General features: G+C 39.5%; 11 protein-coding genes. 5 read left to right on the forward strand and 6 right to left on the reverse strand.

Going from position 1 to position 17,836, the window contains the following annotated elements; all coding sequences use genetic code 11:
* The first annotated feature begins 11 nt into the window (after positions 1-11).
* Both ATB74_RS05545 and ATB74_RS05550 read left to right on the forward strand, forming a co-directional pair.
* Entirely contained in the window at positions 12-650 is a 639-nt protein-coding gene (locus ATB74_RS05545) for a hypothetical protein (protein WP_061017090.1), read from the forward strand.
* A gap of 269 nt (positions 651-919) precedes the next feature.
* On the forward strand, positions 920-1,495 hold the full coding sequence (locus tag ATB74_RS05550) for a DarT ssDNA thymidine ADP-ribosyltransferase family protein (RefSeq protein ID WP_208989043.1): 576 nt from the start codon (positions 920-922) through the stop codon (positions 1,493-1,495).
* A 44-nt stretch (positions 1,496-1,539) separates the two neighbouring features.
* Here the strand turns inward: ATB74_RS05550 and darG are convergent, their stop codons facing one another.
* The 6 genes from darG to ATB74_RS05580 all read right to left on the reverse strand — a co-directional run bounded on the left by darG (position 1,540) and on the right by ATB74_RS05580 (position 11,090).
* Positions 1,540-2,574, reverse strand: coding sequence for a type II toxin-antitoxin system antitoxin DNA ADP-ribosyl glycohydrolase DarG (gene darG / locus ATB74_RS05555; protein ID WP_061017093.1), 1,035 nt, complete (start codon positions 2,572-2,574; stop codon positions 1,540-1,542).
* A gap of 188 nt (positions 2,575-2,762) precedes the next feature.
* Positions 2,763-4,301 (reverse strand): HD domain-containing protein, encoded by a 1,539-nt coding sequence (locus ATB74_RS05560; protein ID WP_061017095.1) that lies wholly within the window; start codon positions 4,299-4,301, stop codon positions 2,763-2,765.
* Between the two features lie 269 nt (positions 4,302-4,570).
* A complete protein-coding gene (locus ATB74_RS05565) occupies positions 4,571-5,446 on the reverse strand; it encodes a DUF7281 domain-containing protein (RefSeq protein WP_061017098.1) in 876 nt (291 codons plus the stop codon).
* Complete coding sequence (locus ATB74_RS05570) at positions 5,446-6,684, reverse strand: hypothetical protein (RefSeq protein ID WP_061017100.1); 1,239 nt, start codon at positions 6,682-6,684, stop codon at positions 5,446-5,448. Before ATB74_RS05570 ends, ATB74_RS05565 begins: the two co-directional genes overlap by 1 nt.
* Positions 6,685-7,326: a condensin complex protein MksE gene (locus tag ATB74_RS05575; RefSeq protein ID WP_061017102.1), complete on the reverse strand. Its 642-nt coding sequence runs from the start codon at positions 7,324-7,326 to the stop codon at positions 6,685-6,687.
* The gene (locus ATB74_RS05580; RefSeq protein ID WP_061017105.1) at positions 7,323-11,090 is read right to left on the reverse strand and encodes an ATP-binding protein; all 3,768 of its coding nucleotides are present in this window, start codon (positions 11,088-11,090) and stop codon (positions 7,323-7,325) included. Before ATB74_RS05580 ends, ATB74_RS05575 begins: the two co-directional genes overlap by 4 nt.
* A 273-nt stretch (positions 11,091-11,363) precedes the next feature.
* Here ATB74_RS05580 and ATB74_RS05585 point away from each other — a divergent pair, with 273 nt between their 5' ends.
* The 3 genes from ATB74_RS05585 to ATB74_RS05595 all read left to right on the forward strand — a co-directional run bounded on the left by ATB74_RS05585 (position 11,364) and on the right by ATB74_RS05595 (position 16,439).
* The gene (locus tag ATB74_RS05585; RefSeq protein ID WP_061017107.1) at positions 11,364-12,230 is read left to right on the forward strand and encodes a WYL domain-containing protein; all 867 of its coding nucleotides are present in this window, start codon (positions 11,364-11,366) and stop codon (positions 12,228-12,230) included.
* Between the two features lie 79 nt (positions 12,231-12,309).
* The gene (locus ATB74_RS05590; RefSeq protein WP_155645122.1) at positions 12,310-13,959 is read left to right on the forward strand and encodes a hypothetical protein; all 1,650 of its coding nucleotides are present in this window, start codon (positions 12,310-12,312) and stop codon (positions 13,957-13,959) included.
* Positions 13,956-16,439 carry a hypothetical protein gene (locus ATB74_RS05595; RefSeq protein WP_061017110.1) on the forward strand — a complete coding sequence of 828 codons (2,484 nt, stop codon included), beginning with the start codon at positions 13,956-13,958 and terminating at the stop codon, positions 16,437-16,439. The genes ATB74_RS05590 and ATB74_RS05595 overlap by 4 nt, the downstream gene beginning before the upstream one ends.
* The last annotated feature ends 1,397 nt before the right edge of the window (positions 16,440-17,836 follow it).

Consider the following 17,836-nt stretch of genomic DNA (forward strand, 5'->3'; position numbering starts at 1 on the left):
GAACAATTACTATGACATTTCTCGGTAAATTCAAACAAATTTTCGAAGCACACGAAGTTAAACCTCACTTGCGTGACATTGCCATGTTTGTGACTCTGAATGATACAAGGCTCTACCCAATTGAGCAGTTTGATGAGAATGGAGACATTCACCCGTACCTCGCGCCACACCTAAACCTCATAAAGGTAATCAAGCGACACAACGCGGTAAGGTGGTTTCTTACCCCCAAAACTTACCAGGTTTGGGATTATAAAGTGCATCCTGACTATAAACATCTTATTGATAAGCGACTTAACGACCATCTAAAAGCACTAGAAATGTTTGAGCGAAGCCATAACTATCTAACTGCGAGTCCTGAATCACTCCTCAAACAAAATGACAACGGCAAACTATTCAACATGTTCTGTGATTACATGTGTACATTTAACGCCGTTGCCATTGAAAGCAAAGAGATATCAACGACTGAATGGGTTATTTGGTTTGCTGAAGCTTCCCGCATCGATCAGCAGAGTGAAGAATACAAGAAAAAACAGAGACATCATAAAGCGGCTATCGCTGACTGTAATATCATCAAAGACGATTACGACGAAGAAAATGATGAGTTCTACAATCGAAATTATCCAAAATATCGATTAGCTCAGAAGAGTTGACTCTGGTGGAGCGCAAGTAGCTCCACCTGCGTTGGTTCAAACAAACCATTGATTTAGAAAGTTACGCCAATTGATTTTAACGAAAATCAGAAGCATAAGTACACAAGCTCTATGTTCAGGTCAATAGTCAATACGTGACCTATTCTCTGAAGACAAGTTGACACTTGAATAGCCTCAGCGACAAATTAACAATGTGAAACTTAACACTGTGAAACACATATGTTAGTGATATAGTCCAGTAACCCTCTAAATAACAAGGACTAATGAATATGTCTGTTCGAGACTACAAAAATGGTAGATTACTTTACCACATAACTTCAATCCAAAATCTTCCGAGTATTTTGAAAGAAGGTTTACTTCCCAGAAATCAAAGGAAGCCAGTTGTCGATGTAGCAGACCAAGAAATACTTACTGGTCGTGCAAAGTATGGGCTAGATTCAATGGTTCCTTTCCATTTTTTTGCCGACAATCCTTTTGATGGACGAGTCCAAAAAGATCACCCTCAAGAAACCTTTATTTTTATTGGCATTCCTCGCACACATGCCAACTCGAATAATTGGAACATATCAGCGAAGCACCCATTAAATGGGGAATTTGAATTGCTAGGTTATGCGAAAGGTATCGAAGCAATTGATTGGGATGCAATGAATGCTCGAGATTACACTACACGCGAAGGCAAAAGCGTATGTATGGCAGAATGCCTTTCACCCAAAACAGTCCCTGCAAAAGATTTTCAACAGATCTTTGTAAAGTCAGAGCAAGACAAACAAACCGTTGAGGCTTTGCTGCGAGACTTCGGTATCAAGTGTTGGGTAAACGTTAATACTCATATGTTTGCAGGTTAGTCTCTAGCAATAAAAAACTTTCGAAAACTTCAGATAAGAAGGGCTTAGGTAAACTGCCCTTCTTCAACTAAACGTTGATATGCGGACTTAATTAAAGTCGGGGACACACGAGCTTGTAATGATGTTAACGATGACACATGTTCCACAAGAGACTCTGCAAAGACCTCCTTGTTAGCGTCACTCATTTTTTTAGCTGACCACAAAGTAGATGCCAGAATAATCATTCCATCTTTAGATTCATAGCCAGCAATGAGGTCGTTAACGTACGATATACTTTTTTCATTAGAATTCTGTTCTCGCAACATACGAGTTGCTTTAGACACAACTTTAGGTTCCAACATAATGAAAGTACTATCAGCAGGCTTATTAATCCCAGAGATATATAAGAAATCTCCATCCATTATTTTTATCGCACTATTTAAAACAGATGAATACGGCCCCTGCCTGAACTCATTAAATTCCATCTTGTTTAGCTCTACACCGTTACAACTTAGAATATAAAGTAAACACTGAGCCTCAAGCTCCGACATTTGTTTCTTACGCGATGATGACAGATACTTTTTCAATGCAACTATAAGTGTTGCCCTACCTAGCGTTAGTTCAAGGCTTCTGTCCTTTGGAGGCGCGTCATTTGGAGCATAAATTCTCCATTCTACGTCATCTAACGAGGACAACTTATCATGAATTTGTCTTTCAACCTGGCTCCATGGTAGCCCCCCTAATCCACTACCGAGGGCAGGGATAGCCACTGACTTAATCCCCTTATCTAAAACAACTCTAACTAAGTCATCTAAACCATTCTCGATATACTCTATTTTCGATTTACCGCGCCAATGCGCTTTAGTTGGAAAATTAATAATGTATCGGGGAGAACCTTCAGCAATGTTCTTTACTAACAAAACCTTACCAACTGATAACTCTTCATTTTTACAAGCATCTCTGTAAATTTTGAAGTTATCTGGATAACGTTCTTTGAACTGATAAGCAAGGCCTTTACCCATTACCCCTACTGTATTCACTGTATTGACTAGGGCTTCAGCATCATCAGCGAACAAGTCACCTTTTTTGTATGTAATCATGTTAGTTCGTTAGTGTGAAAGGTAGTCCCAAAAACAGGACTAACAAATGTGAATTTAAGACTGTATAGGATACTTGATACGCAACTAATCCGCTATAAGAGTATGAGGTAATGACAGTTTTTCTTAAGTTTCATGACGTAAAAGCCAAGCTAAACTAGCAGCTTGGCTTCCAACGAACAGATTAAAAACTAGTCGCTCTTTGATTTGACTAGTTTATGTTCATGTAAAAACTCAGCCTTATATTGGTCTATTCGCCTTACTAGTTCCATGCCAAAACTATCGGAAATTGAATTATGAGCGAATATCCTGATGAAGCACTTTATGGACTGGTATCTTGACAACTTCTTGTTTGAATCCTTAAACGCTGTTACAGAATACTTTCCATCAAGCTGTTTTTCTAACAATTTAATCTCCGTCTTTGAGATATCTTTGAAAGCATTATCGGTCATGACATCTATGGTAAATTTCGACCTATCAATACCTTGGCTTGTAATCATTTCATCGATTGTTAACGTTAACAGCTTGACTGTATCCTTATTGATAACATCCGTGATATTCAAGTTTTCGGGATACAACTTTGATTCGTAGACTTTTTCCCATGGCGTACGATGGATTATGTCGTTATTCACTTCCTCAGCAGCAATGTTCCCTTCAATCGCCACAGCCAGTTGTTCGTTCAAGAAATGATCATCCGAGTTATTCTCATAGAAATCTTGGATTTGCTCTAAATAAGACTTTTTTTCGGCATCTGAAGGCAAAGTGAACTCAAACAAATCAACATCTGCGTTAACTTTCTTTGCTAAGCTACACACTTTGCTCAACATAGAAGAAAAAGAGCGATTAGTCTTGTGGTAGTAGACTTGTCCAAATAAATTCGCCCTAGCGTTGATGAATTCAACAATAGAGTCTAGGCCACTTTCTTTATAAGCTAGGTGAACAGCCCCATCACACTGGACAGGAACCATAGACATAAAGAGTCGGTTATGGTCATAGATTCCACATTTCACGCCTGAAAAATAGCTATCCCTTAGAAGGTAGTCCATTCGATCTGCATCAATAGGGCATGATGAAATTATTGAAGTCAAAAGAGGTAGTATGTTTAAGTTTCCTTGTTCAACCTCTATGTCCAAGCACACGTTATTGCTCTTGTAATCCTTCTCAATAATTGCGAGGACGTTATCGATATTTATATCCGCTTTATGTTTATCATCCAAGCTACTGTAAATAGCTTTAATAAATAAAAGTGAAATGTGCTCATGCTCTACGTTATTGCCGTCTTTAATCAGTTCCAATATCTCAGGGAAATCATTTCCAAAATACTCCTGAAAGTCATCCTTAGAAAACATAAAGGAGTCAAACTGATGAGACATAGGGCCATGACCGATGTCGTGCAATAACGCCGCCAAACGAAGTTCTTTAACAAAATTGACAGGTAACTCAGTAAGGCCAGTATAAATCAAGTCATCATTGTATTTATTCTCATACCGATGTGCATTCACTCCCATATTGGTAAGGATTTCATATGACAAGTGCATCACACCTAATGAGTGTTCGAAGCGGCTATGCATAGCTGATGGAAAGACTTTATAGAGGAATGTATTTTGTTTTATATTCCTAAGTCTCTGGAATAGAGGATGATCAATAAATGCTAGTTCAAGCTCTGTCAGCCGAATTATTCCATGAATGGGGTCAAGTATTTTACCTGTTAAGTATTGTTCGAATCGCATAGCACACCTATCTCCTGAAAATGCAATATAACTCATAACATTGGGGTGCATATCAACAAATTCAATAGATAGTGTCTAAGTATCTTTCTAGTTAATCAAAATATACAAAGTTGCCATTAAAGCCCACTCATTAACACGTTACTATTGACTCTATTCACAGCACTAGTAGTTATCCTCTAATGGAGCCACTAAATACTAATCATGTTGAACTAGACTTTCTGTTTAAATAACAGTTAAATTAGAATTGAACACTCAAAATTAGGTACGGACTAAACCAAGGGAGCTCTAGATAAATCTATAATAATCAAAGTGCACTGGTTTCTAATCAAGTGCTCTTGAGTTATTGCCAGTGAATTCTCCTCAATGAAGGTTAAATGCTCTCGTATTGATGCGCTAACAACTCTGTTCTTTAGCCTATCAAGCTGTTCTAGTTGCTTCAAAAATTCATCTAGCTTGTTGATACTTTGGAACAACTCCAGATTTTTGACAGGTACAATCCAATGATGTTTATCATTACTTAGTTGGTCGATCATATCTAAGCCTGCTGGATCGTAATCAAAGAAAAAACCCACCTCAACATCATTGTTGTCAAAGCACTCAATCATAGTAGGTAGGTCTTTTTGGTTCTTTCCGTGACCACGGTAGACGAGCACTGCGGATTGCCATTCCGCAGGTAAGGAGTGTACGACATCTCTCCATCGCACAATAAGCTCACCATTTTCAATAATGAGGACACGGCTAAAACGCTGGAAATCAAGGTCATCCAATTCTACAGAAACAATATAGCTAGCTTCTTTCGGTACATCTGGCTGGTTCTTTAACGGGATATTCACATTACCAGCTAAGCTAATTAGCTGCTGAAACACACCACCTTTAGCTGATTTCTCATTAATACTAGGGCCTGCTGCGTCCAATCTTGAATTACTACACTGTTGAAAGGTCAATAAATTTTGCCCCAATGCAGAAGTAAAATAATTATCAATTTCCCTCAATTCGGAGCGGGATACGAGAATTGAATTGCCACTAACAACCCCTACTTCCACGAGTCTGCAAACTTCAGTATTGGACTTGTTGGCAGATATCCTCTCCCTAGAACTGGCAACAATCCTCTTAGCTGCATTAATTAACGATCGAGATAACATCATTAAGCACCACCGATTGCTTCAAAAACAATGTCACTAATAATCACATTACCGTCATAAGGAAGTATTATTTCTCTTTCTTCCTTGATTTGGACAATGCTCTTCAAACCAATTTTTTGCGCACTAATGTATCCATCGACCAATAAAAGCCAGTCTTCTAATTCTATATTAAGGTCAAACATCATATAGCTTTGCGCAGCAGACAGAGGGAGAATGTTCAGATCAGCTTTAATAGCCTCAAACATTAATTCCAACGCTTCGTCTACCTCATTAAGTTCAAACTCTTCCTCATCTTCACGGACATCCATGACTTCGATACTGTCTAAATCTGAAGTTTTACCTTTCTTCCGCTCACCGCTAGCAAGAGCCCTCACTGCCAAATCGATTAAGTCATCAGCTTGGAGCTCACTGTTAGTATTTCCATAGGCTCGTACTTCCGTTTCCGAAACCTGAGACAAGCAGTCAGGCAAGCATTCAATTGAATCTATGGATGGAGAGAAGGTTTTGTCATCTTGGAATTTAATTGCAAAAACATCAATAATACGATTAAGCTTGGACGATTTCTTATCTCGCTGAAGCTTTGCCAACATATCGACCATTTTTTTGTTTGATACATTTAAATCCTTCAATGCTAGATCGATTTTAGATTTAAGTACCTTAAGAAGGATTCTCTCAAGATGAATATCAGTTTGTACCCACTCCCTAAGCTTTTTCACACTTAAGTGCTCGAAGATATCATTGATTCTACCGATCTCACGTTTGCATCGACCGATTTGGCGAATTTTGTCATCAACATCAGTGACCATGCTAAATTCATCCGCAACGATCCTATGAAAAGAAGACACAGTCTCAACCAAGGCGTCATTTACCTCGACGGTTATCTCTCGAATTTCATCTAAATAGTTTTGTTTTTTATCGTCATTGAAATCCTTAACTCGTCTATAACTTTCAACGGCATAGTCCAAATTTTCAATCTGATTAGAAAACTCGCCATGACGTTCTCTGAATCTATAACGGCTAGTCACCCTATCTAGTAAACGCTTAACAGACGAATGGATTTGGACTCCATGTTCATCATCTAAGTCATACGCTAACTGATGCTTTGTAAGCGCAGCGATTGCAGCCTTATTGCTTTCACTATAATGAAGAACTCCAGCATGCTCATAGCAAGCCTCGTCTACTACCTCAGTATGAGTACTCAGCGCTCGTACAGCTTCTTTTGACTCCACCTGTCGAGACATCTAAATTAACCCCATTTGAGTATCTAGTTGGTTTTCAGCATCAGCTTCGATTTCCAGCATCCCTTCATTAGTAGCGATAAACTCCAAAGTCTCATAAAGCAGCGACCATTTCGCTGTAGCAATAAAAAGAGAACCAGTTGAGGATGGAGATACAAAGTATCCTTCTTGGACAAGGTAATCTAAGATCGACCTCAGCTTCGTTTTACTCTCTTTGCTTTTATGAGCTCTTTTAAGTTTATGTGCAATATGATCAAGCTGATTTTGAAGAGAGTTACTTTCCTCTATTGCTGCGAGTAACTCTGACTCCGATAGTTTGCCACCAGCCATTATAGGTCTTGAGTCTGAGTCAATATTTCGGGCTAGCTTTAGCCAAGCTATTATCCCTTCCATTGTCTGCGAAAAAACTTCAAAGTCTTTGAGAACTTCGTTTTTCTTACGTGTGTTATCTATGTTCTCGTATCCACAGTAAAAACCTAGCCCGTCTTGTGTTTCGACTGTTGTCATACTTATTCGAGACAAGTATTGGTTCATGTCACTTCGATTTCTGGTATCGGATAAATATGTGTACTCAATAGGAGTCGCATACTCACAGATCACTTTTTTACTCATGAGCAGTCGGAAAACCGATTCGAACTTATTCATTCAACCACCTCTATAGACTGATTTTGCTTCGACTCAGAAAGCAATGGATTGACTTTGCTTCTACGTCCGCCAATAAATGATTTAACACCTACATTCTTCACTATGTGATTTTTAGTCGCGAAGTATTTGTAAGTGGCTGGATGCAGATCTGGTTGAGCAGTGAACAAGCAAATGCCTTTTTGAGCCATCATGTCGAATAAAATAGCTAAGTTAGAAATAGAGATTTTCCCTAATTCGTCTAGCGGCCAGTGAATAACAACGTCTTCATCCTGGCACAAGAATCGAGTCATCCCACAGAAAACAACGATAATAGCTAGTTTGGAAATCCCTTCGGAGCCGACCTTTTCTAGATCTTCATCATTTCGAACCACTGCTGGGCGTCCATTCTCAACAATCGTTATCTCCATCTCGACCAAAGACTCTAGGTTCTTAGATATCTGAGCCTCTTTAAATGAAGCCAACAATTGCTTGAAAGAAGCAAGAAACGCTTTGGAAGGTAGACCTCTTGAGGTTTCGCCTGACCATCTATCCAACTCTACACTAAAGAGATTGAGGTCTTTCCAAAGATCAAAAGTATGGATCTTGCTTGATAGTTTGATGTGTATGCTGTCGATAGCAGGGAAAGGATTGCCTGTTTCAATCGACTTGTCCAAAGTGCTCGAAACTGAATCTACTTTACTATTCACCTGTTTAAGGGTTTGGTGGTAGTTAGAAACCTGAGTCGAGATTGAACGAAGAGTTTCAATTTTAACGTCCCTAACATCTGGAATCACGTTTAGGACAAGCTCTTCAAGGTCTCCCAAGCAAGCAAGGGAAAATTGAGGACTATCGTAGTTGATAGCATAGTCATAATTTTCTGAAAGCTTCGTCATGGTCGCAGAGCGCATCTGCTCCCACATCATTTTTATTTCATTGTTGTCGTCCAATCCTAAGATTGTGTTACTTACATCTTTTACTTTACTAACGATTTCTTTCTTAAGCGTGTTAATAGCAGTGATTTTGTCTGTCACTAGACTTACGGCATGCTCAACAGAATGAAATTCTAAATCTACAGATACATCTTCTAAGCTAGCTAAATCTGATTCATCGACTGCTTTTTCCAAGTTATTGGTACAAGTTGTAAGCTGCCCTATAGCCTCCTTGACTGAAATTAGCTCCTGTTCATCCAATTTAATTGAAGTCGCTACGTCATCGATTTTTCTGCCCACCGATTTTTCATAATCGTCTCTCTTCGCAACGCCTCTCGCGATCTGTCGCTCTAAATCCAGCTTCTCAGAATTATAAGTATCAATATATTTCCATTCTGCTTCGAGCCAAGTGTGGTAGTCGATAATTAAAGCTTGAAAAGATTTGATCTCCTCACACTGGCGTTCGAGTGCACACCACTTCGACTTGGCACTCTCGATGCTGACTGGATCTACGCCTTTATTCATCAACGCATGGTTGAACGCTAACTTGCAGTCTCTGATTCTGTCTGAAGTGACCGTTTCTTTATCTTTGATCAAAGCTTCAATAGCACTTTTTTTCGCGTCTTCTTCTGACAACCTATAGTCAAAATTAGCTTTTACCTGAACACGCTCCTGTTGGTGGCGCTGTTCTTCGTTTTCAAGGTTTGCTTTCAACTCGGACTTAATGGTAAAAAAATCAGACTCTAGTACGCTTTTTTGTTTCTTAACTTCGTATGTACGACTTTCAGCATCACTTTCAAACTGGCCTGTTTTTTGATCTTTTAGGAGGCTAAGCTTACTCAGTTCATCCTCAAAGACTTTTGATCTTTGACTCTGAATTTTCACTTCTTTCTGAAGATTCTCTGTTTCTTGCTCATCACTTTTGGCTCGACTCTTAGCTTTCTCTTCGCGTGTTTCTGTTTCCAACTCTTTAATTTTTAAAGTATCTAGACGCTCTGAAAGCTTTTCTTCACTAAGACAAAAATCAGGAAGCACAATTGAATCAAGATCCAGATGAAGACCGAACATTGACTCACTCGTATCGAGGTCAAAAATTGGCTTTAGATTCTTTGAATTTAACAAGTTAGGGGCGATTACTTTACCTATATTGCAACGCCAATCAGGCACTTTCTGTTCTAAAAACTCGTTGAGTGACCCTTTTGTAGGCAACAATGCACGACTTACAGAAATGATTTCATCTGAGATTTCTTTCAGCTCATCCCTACAAGCATGGTAAGCCGATAGACTGTCCTCATGAGTTTTGGTTGCTTGACGAAGCTGCTCATTTAGATGAATTACTACACTTTGCGAAGCACTAAGGTCTTGGCGCTTACCCTCAAGATCATTTTCCAGACTACGTAATTCACCCTTTTGTTCTTGTGTGAACTCAAGAGATTGTCCTTCAAGAACTGCAAGTCGAACTTGTTCTTGTCTTATCTTTTCAGACTGTTCATCGAACTCATCTTGCAACCTTTTTCTTTCAAGGTGAAGGTCACTTTGCATCGCCTCTATACGGTCAGACTTGTGCTCGAATATCTTTTCCTTAGTTTTAAGTATGCCATTGATTTCTTGGTGCTTGCGAGAGCGGAAATCCGAACATTCGAGTTCCAGTTTTTGAACCTGAGCGTTAAATGTACTTTCTTCTGTTTGTACATCTTCCAGTAGATTGTCGTAATGGTTCTTGGCCGATTCCGCTTCCTTCAGCATATCGCTCAAGCTATTGTAAAACGTGATTTTTCCTAAAATATCATCTTCACTTTCATACTTGTCACGCTTATTGTAAATAGCATCAATAACCTTGGATTTCCTTTCAAACTCAGTTCGATGGATGCTTAACTCAGTGTCGAGCTTTTGAAGATGATCTTTCCTCTCACCGACTAACGAGCTGTACAGCACCTTCTGCGAATGAATCTTGTCTGACAACTGAGTGTCACTAAATGCCAGTTGATGCAAGTAAGAAGAGATTTGAGCTCGGTACGAGTTTAATTGCTTGATGTACTCTTCAAGGCTGTCTTTACTTGCAACTGCTTCATCGAACTTGCTCTTTTTAGTGTCTAGTTGAACAAATACGTCTAGGCTATTTGCTAGGTTGATATACTCTTTCTTATATGGGACATCGTCCATCGATGTATTGTTCAAGAAACAATCTACAATCATCGTCTTAAAACGACTCAACATTTTCTTGTGGCGCATCATTGTCGCTGTCAAAATATCGATATGATTCATGTTATGGTTCGCAGAACACAACGAGTACTCATGAGCGATTGCAACTAAGTTTTTACCCGCACGGTGCCTATGGGCCAAACGCTTTTTGTTATTTAGAATTACTGAGCGGTAATCGACGCTGGTTTCTATTTGCGAACTTACCGACATTGACTGAGACACAACGTTTTTAAGCCATGTTCGAGTTTCACTTCCTTGCTTAATCAGCTCGTCGTACAAATGCTGAGAAAACAATTGTTCAGCGGTTCCCGTCAAAAATCTATAGGCGACACTGTAGCCATTCCGATACATTACAGAGCACTTTCTCTCACCAAGCTTTTCATATTCGAACACGATGACAGATTTTGGAGTCGGTAAATAGTAATCAACGAAGGAAACTTTATCCGCTTGTCTGTCCACCAGTTTACTTGGCTCGGCTCCATAGAACGCAGGCAATAAGCTTAATAAAGTAGACTTGCCAGCTCCGTTATCACCTGTATTGTTGCTATGCCCAATAGCTTTGACCTTGAATAACTTTCCAGGGATAAATGAGTGAAAAAGTACGATTCCTAGTAGCTTTGAACTCTTCGTTTCAGTTTTATTTATTTCTTTCATTACAGTGCGGTAGAGATATTCTCAACCCCTCGGCTAGTGAATGATTTACAACAAACTTACTGACTCGGCTGCCATTAAGTTAGTCCGTTATTTGCGCTTCCAACTTCCACTAGAGTTAAGAGGCATTTTAAAAGAGAAATGCCTCAACACCCATAAGAGCCGAGTGTAACGTGTCTACTAGCGGTCAGATAATCAACTGATTTTATATTACACTGGTATCAAAAGATTCGTTAGAGTAAATTAGTACAGTTCATTTTGATAAGGGTAATCATTGTGCGTTGTGTTGAATCTCCACAAACAAAACGACTAAGGCTTATTGATTTCTATCTTTGCTTCTTCGGGAAAGTGAATCGCTCCGACCTTATTCAGCACGGTGATATTGCCGTTGCTACAGCAAGCCGTTCTTTTAACGCTTACAAGGAACGTTTTTCCGACAACACGGTTTTCAACGAAAGCCTGCGTGCATATATGAGGTCAGCATCGTTTAGTCCAGCTTTTGAGCATGCCCCAGAAGCTGCTCTGAGGTTAATCGCATGGGGTCAGGAGCTTAACTCAATTCCAGTAACAACTTATGGTGTGAGCAGCTTCGCGACAGTGTTGGATTCACTATCCATTGATATCGTCTCTCAAGTCACAAGGTCGATCCTGAATAAGCACTGTATTTCTGTCCTGTACAGTTCCTCAACTAGCACCGAGACTAGAACCCTTACGCCTCATTCTCTATTCAAAGGACTTGGGGCTTGGCACATCCGTGCTTGGGACAGCAAAAGACGTAAATTCCTGTGCTTTAGAATCAGTCGAATTCTTAAGGCTCAGCAAACTGACTGCTCATACGACAAGACTATAAAGGACGATACTCTTTGGAACCGTGATGTCGTCTTAAGTGTTGCACCACACTCTAAGCATGAAAATAGAAATGACTTAGCCATTGATCTTGGTATGGAAGGTCAATACGTTCGAAACATTACAATCAATGAGGCGTTAGCGGGCTACGTGCTCAATGACCTTCACGTAGACTGTACGCCTGATGCTTCTTTGCCGCCGCATGCTTTCAACTTGCAGTTGATGAATAGGCACGAGCTAGAGCATGTTGACTCTATTCAAGCCCTAGTACCTGGATTTAAATCAGGAAACCGATGACCATCACTAAACACCAAATTAGCGTATAGACAGCTATACATATTTGTTTTGTATATCCTTAACGAGTAGGACAATGAGCTTGAAAGCTACCTCAGATACTGGCTGGGTTAAGCCGATTAATCAGATTACTGGCCTCGACCATTTAGGAGTGCAAGCTCCATGCATCGAAGTCTACGGTAAACTTCTTCCTGGAATCACTAATGTTACCGATAGAGCTCGGTACTATTCGTTCTACGCATGGGTGTTTTATGCCTTCGAAAGGAAAAAGTGGTTAGATAGTGACACTTTTTTAAAAATGTTCCGAAGAGCAGACTGCCTATTCACACTTGCCGCTATGGCACATGAAACAAGTGATGACGGTACAGTTAATCACTCTGGGGCTCTTGTAGGCAAGGATACATTTCAGAAACACTTCGAAGACATCACCTCAGGGAAAAAATTCAAGCTATCGCAATTTAGCCATACTAATCCTGATTCCTCTCGATACTTTAAGAACTCCTTTGGCGGCCTAGGACAGTATTACTTTGGCACACTTTGCAACCTAAAAATACTAGCGGGTGAGTCTCCTAAAAACGGGAAGCTCATTGAAGAAGTAGGACTAAAACTAGCCAAAGCATTTGACCAAAACGTTAACTCATCACTTTTTTTGGAAACTATTGAAAATGATGAGTTTACCTACGAAACTCTGACTTATTTAAAGTCATTCTGCCCATGTAATCTATCATGCGACAGTGAAGAACGAACTCTTTTAATTAACCTATTCACCAAAGGTTTCGCGTCACTTTATCAAACAGAATACGAAACTGACTTTCAAGCTCTCAGCCGCGTTGAATCGATGGCTTATATCCTTGCTCTCACCGAGCATATTACTAAAACAGGCACCTCTCAAAGTTTTGATGTGGCGGTCTTCCGAAAACTGGCTTATACAAATGCTCTTCAATACACAGGTAAATACGAGCACCTTTGGAACATTGAATCTAGCTGGCAAGATTACGCTAGAAATGAGATAGCCTCTATTGCCATGCAAGGAATATTTTACTGTGTTCTAAAAGCAACTGAATCTCACAGACCGAACTTCAAAGACACTCAGTCAATAGCTGCGTGGTACTGGCAAGAAGGGCCTGGTGGCAAGGTAATATCAAATTATCATCACCAACAATTCGATCAAACCTTGTCTCAACTTTCTGTTCAGTTACCTAACTATGAACGATGGGATGAAAATAACCATGAAATGACTCTTGCCCACAGAGTAGAGAAACTTACAAAGAATGGCAGTAACGATTTAGAATCCATAACTAATAATTGCCTAATGATCTTGGCAGCACTGGTTTCCCGCACTCAGAATAAGTCGGGGTATAACAGCGTAGAGCTCCAGAAAAGCTTTTTAGATAGATACCCACTCAATCTGTTAGCTATCTGTGAAACTTTAAATACCCAATTGAGTAAACAATCTACTCTGTCAGGGTTGATACAATTAACTCACCATAGCTTACTTGAGAACCACTTTCTTGTTGCTATGAGAAAGCTAAGAAACCAACAACAGATGACCTTTCGTTTCCTACCCAGTGAATTTGGTATCGAAATAATAAAGCCACCCCCAGCAGCTTTTACGTCACCAAGATTTAAGCAAGTTATTCAAATTATGGCAGATCTTGGCATGGTTCGTATAACAAAGAACTCTTTTCTAGTAGAACCTGCGGGCTATGACATTCTGAAGGTGAGCCTATGAGCAGCCCTATTTCGCTCATAGAAGAGCTGAAGAAAGGTGGTTACGATTCATGCCTAATGACAAGCTACTCTATTAACTTTGCATTCTATGAAGAGTACCTTCTTCGAAAAATGCAAATTGCTGGTGTGACAAATCATTTACTGTTCATTGATAATCGCATGTTAAAAGCGGCTATCCAGAATTTTCCACCTAAGTTTGCTGGCTACGCATACGGCATTGCACCTATGAAATGTAACCAAGCATTTCACCCCAAAGTGTATATGCTCCTTGGTAAAAGGAAAGGTTTGCTTGTAGTTGGAAGCCACAACATGACTCTATCTGGTTTCGGCAGCAACTTAGAAGTTACAAATGTAATTAGGTTCGATGAGAAATCTAACGAAGAAGATCTTTCTATTTTTAAAGATGCTTTTCATGCGTTTGAAATATGGCTGAATGATTATGGGCAAAGCTCGTCTCAGATAGTTAGAGAGATGTTAGGTAAAGCCAAGACTTTAGCTCCATGGGTTAAAAAGAAGCCGAAGCTACCTAGTAGCAATAGCTTCCTGTTTTCATCCTCTTCCAATAAAGAATGTCTTTGGAGAAGCCTCCAAACGCACCTACCGAAAACAGTTGACAAAACATACGGCGTTTCAGCGTTCTTTGACAGCTCGGGACAGTTCGTTTCATCTCTTTCTGAGTTTTCTGTAGCTAAACCCATCATTGCAATACAGCCTAAAAGCGTTTGCCTGAATACCACAATACTGCACAGTGGCACCGTAAAATTTGTAGATATAAAATCTATCCAACCTGATAGTATGCCAGAGTTCACAACATACGCTCATGCAAAAGCTTTAGTATTTATCGCCAATCAAGAAACATTCTTCATATCAGGTAGTGCTAATTTCAGTAGCAATGCATGGCTTAAGACTGGCAGTAATACCAATGCTGAGGCAATGCTTCTTCTCCGAAATGGAGATGCAAAGGACGCAATAATCTCAACCAACTTTTTGGATATGGTAGCGTCAGAAGAAGTACTGGAAGTAAATAGCAAAGAGCTAAGCGAAGGCTCTACAGACACTACACATATCGAGTTGGTATTTGTTGAACTAGAACTTAACCAGTCTTTAGAAATCGAGCTCAAGGATAGCCATAGAGGTTGTCAGCCGTTTTACAAGGATGAGTTTGGTGACTATTACCAAATTGAACATACTCTAGAAAATCAGGTCATTATTATATCTGAGCAGTTGTTAGACTGCGGGAAACTGATCTACCTACTCCTTAATGAAAAGTTAATCGCTACTGTCGTTACACATAACGTCCCCTCGCTAGAAAAACTATGTGAGTCTTCTGAAGAACGCCAGTTAAGACAGGCTGTTTCATCATTAAGTACTGATTACCCTCAATTTGATCTTCTATTTAACTGCATTGAGAAGCTAACACCTCAATTACGCCGCCCTGTCGGTACATCTGAAAAATATATACCACAAACTCATGGTGATACGAATGAGAGAGATTCGCTCATTGTTAGCATTGATCAAGAAAACTACGCTCACACCAAGTCAGGAAGGCGTGCCATATCGTCGGATGGTTTAAACCTAATCTTAGATATGTTTCTTCATGCCATACCTTCTATCCAGCCAGGCAGCAATTCTCTATATAGAGAAGACCATTTAGGACGCAATGAGGAAGAACTTGTCGGAACAGATGATGAAGATACCGCTGAAAACCCAAGTATTTCTCCTGAGCAAGTAGAATATGTACATAAAAAGCTCATGAAAATACTTAATAAGCTTGAAAAGGTATATGTTTCGAACTCGGATAATGAAGCCAATAAAATGAGCTTTCTACTAATGGCCTTCGTTGTAATTCATAACCTTAGCCGTCACGAGTTTATTGTCGGTTCGCATGAAATCAAGGTACAGCCGACTAAAGACAATGCCAACAAAACAAAACCAATAGTTGATGAGAAGCACCTTAAAAAACTTAGAGAGATCTCTTTTTTCCGTTTCTTTAATGAAAAAGAATCTCCAATTCAGATCCTCAATGACAGTGAAAACATCTACAACAGCAACGAATACACCCAGTTGTTAGCACACGTCTCGTGGTTGCTTTTTAAGTTAGGCATAAGCTATAGCGACGCTCCACGGCTATCAAATAGTGATAAAGAATGCGAAATCATTCACTGCGCAAACGCTCAAATGCTTTTCCTGATGCAAAGGTTAGATGGTGATGAAAAGGCTTTTAAAACTGCGGAAAGCTTACTTGAAAGTGATTCATCGAGCGCTTTAGAGTGGTTACACAGGTCAATGTCGGAAACTGAACTGTTACTTTATGAAGACAGGCTCCCTTATAAAGGATATCAATTAGCGAAATCAAATCTCGCTGGCTTTAACGGATTCTGCTTCGTTGATAAAAAAAGGAATAACAGGCCATCGGTACAACTTGCTACTGTAGGTTCGAACTTAACATTTTCCCGAAAATCCTTAGATATTGTATTTTGAGAATTATCGAACCCCAGTAGTGGAATACTAAATTTGGCCACCTTAACTAGCGATTTGCAAAGCCCTAGATAATCCATAATTTGCTAATTTAGTAGTTTCACTAACACAAAATTGTCCGTGCGGGATGCCTGCTCTGCCTTAGCTTCTACTTTCAAGTGTTTTCGTGTCAATGATGGTCTACAAGCGGGACTTCAGCTACAATAGGCTTAGGTAAGAGAAGGATTAGTCGAATTGAAAAAGCCCTTCCACCCGCTCTATAGCCGAATTAATGTAGGTACTTCGGGAGAAGTTTAAAGTTAGAGCGACTGCGAAAAGCGTATATACAAAAAGGTAATTCGGTGATAACACGCCCTCACTTGTGGGGGCGTTTTTTATTTGCAGATTTTGATCTCTAATCTAAGGGAGTTAGTTGATTAAAGTTTATCTGCTTTTCTCAGCATGATGTTCTTTGTTAACAGCCACTTGACCAACATTTTTGAATATAGTCGCGTTAAAAGTTCGGTTAACAGTTTAATTTTACTCCATAGCTAAACATCTTGAATCAGATCCAGTAGAACATAATCCTTATCTAAAATTGAATACGTTGCTCTAGAAGTTTACGAATAGCCAATGTTCTATTAAGAGGCAGTTCGATTCAGATCGTAATCAATTATTCACAGAGTCTATATAATGTTGTTTTTACGAACATAATTCCAATTAAAAGGTAGCCTTCGATGGTAACTAGGTTGCCCGAAGTCTAACTAGTGCTCTGATCTACATGGGCTTACTACTGATTCAGCCTTCAAAATTCTTTTCTTATGATCATTTCATGCCAGCTTAATGAACCGAACAAGCAAAAACACCAGTTTAATAGGCTAACTTGTGAAAAACATCAGATTAAATGCAGCCAAAGGGAAAAGTATCAGATTAAGAAGCTAGTTTGAGAAAAACATCAGAGTAAATGTAGCCAAAGGGAAAAGTATCAGATTAAGAAGCTAGTTTGAGAAAAACATCAGAGTAAATGCAGCCAAAGGGAAAAGTATCAGATTAAGAAGCTAGTTTGAGAAAAACATCAGAATAAGAGGTTTGAAAGAGAGTGCCACAAAAAATGAAGCTCTAGCAGGCCATTTCTCAATGATGTTCTCCTTAACTATATCAAACAGTGGCGGTTCGCTGTATGGAAGCTAAAACCGACTAATCCCTACCCTCTTAGTTTCCATTTTAGTTATCGCTACAAAGTTTAATAAGACTTCCAAGTTACCAACAGTTTCCAACTTAGTTACCCTAAACATGATTTCCAAACGATTGATAAAGAAAGATCACAAGTTTCCATCTTAGTTATCTGTGATCAAAGCGGCGCTAAGCAGCGAAACATAACAAAAGGCGAACCAAACGGTTCGCCTTTTTGTTTTCTGAAA

The organism is Vibrio splendidus, from assembly GCF_001557875.1.
GTDB lineage: Bacteria > Pseudomonadota > Gammaproteobacteria > Enterobacterales > Vibrionaceae > Vibrio > Vibrio splendidus_F.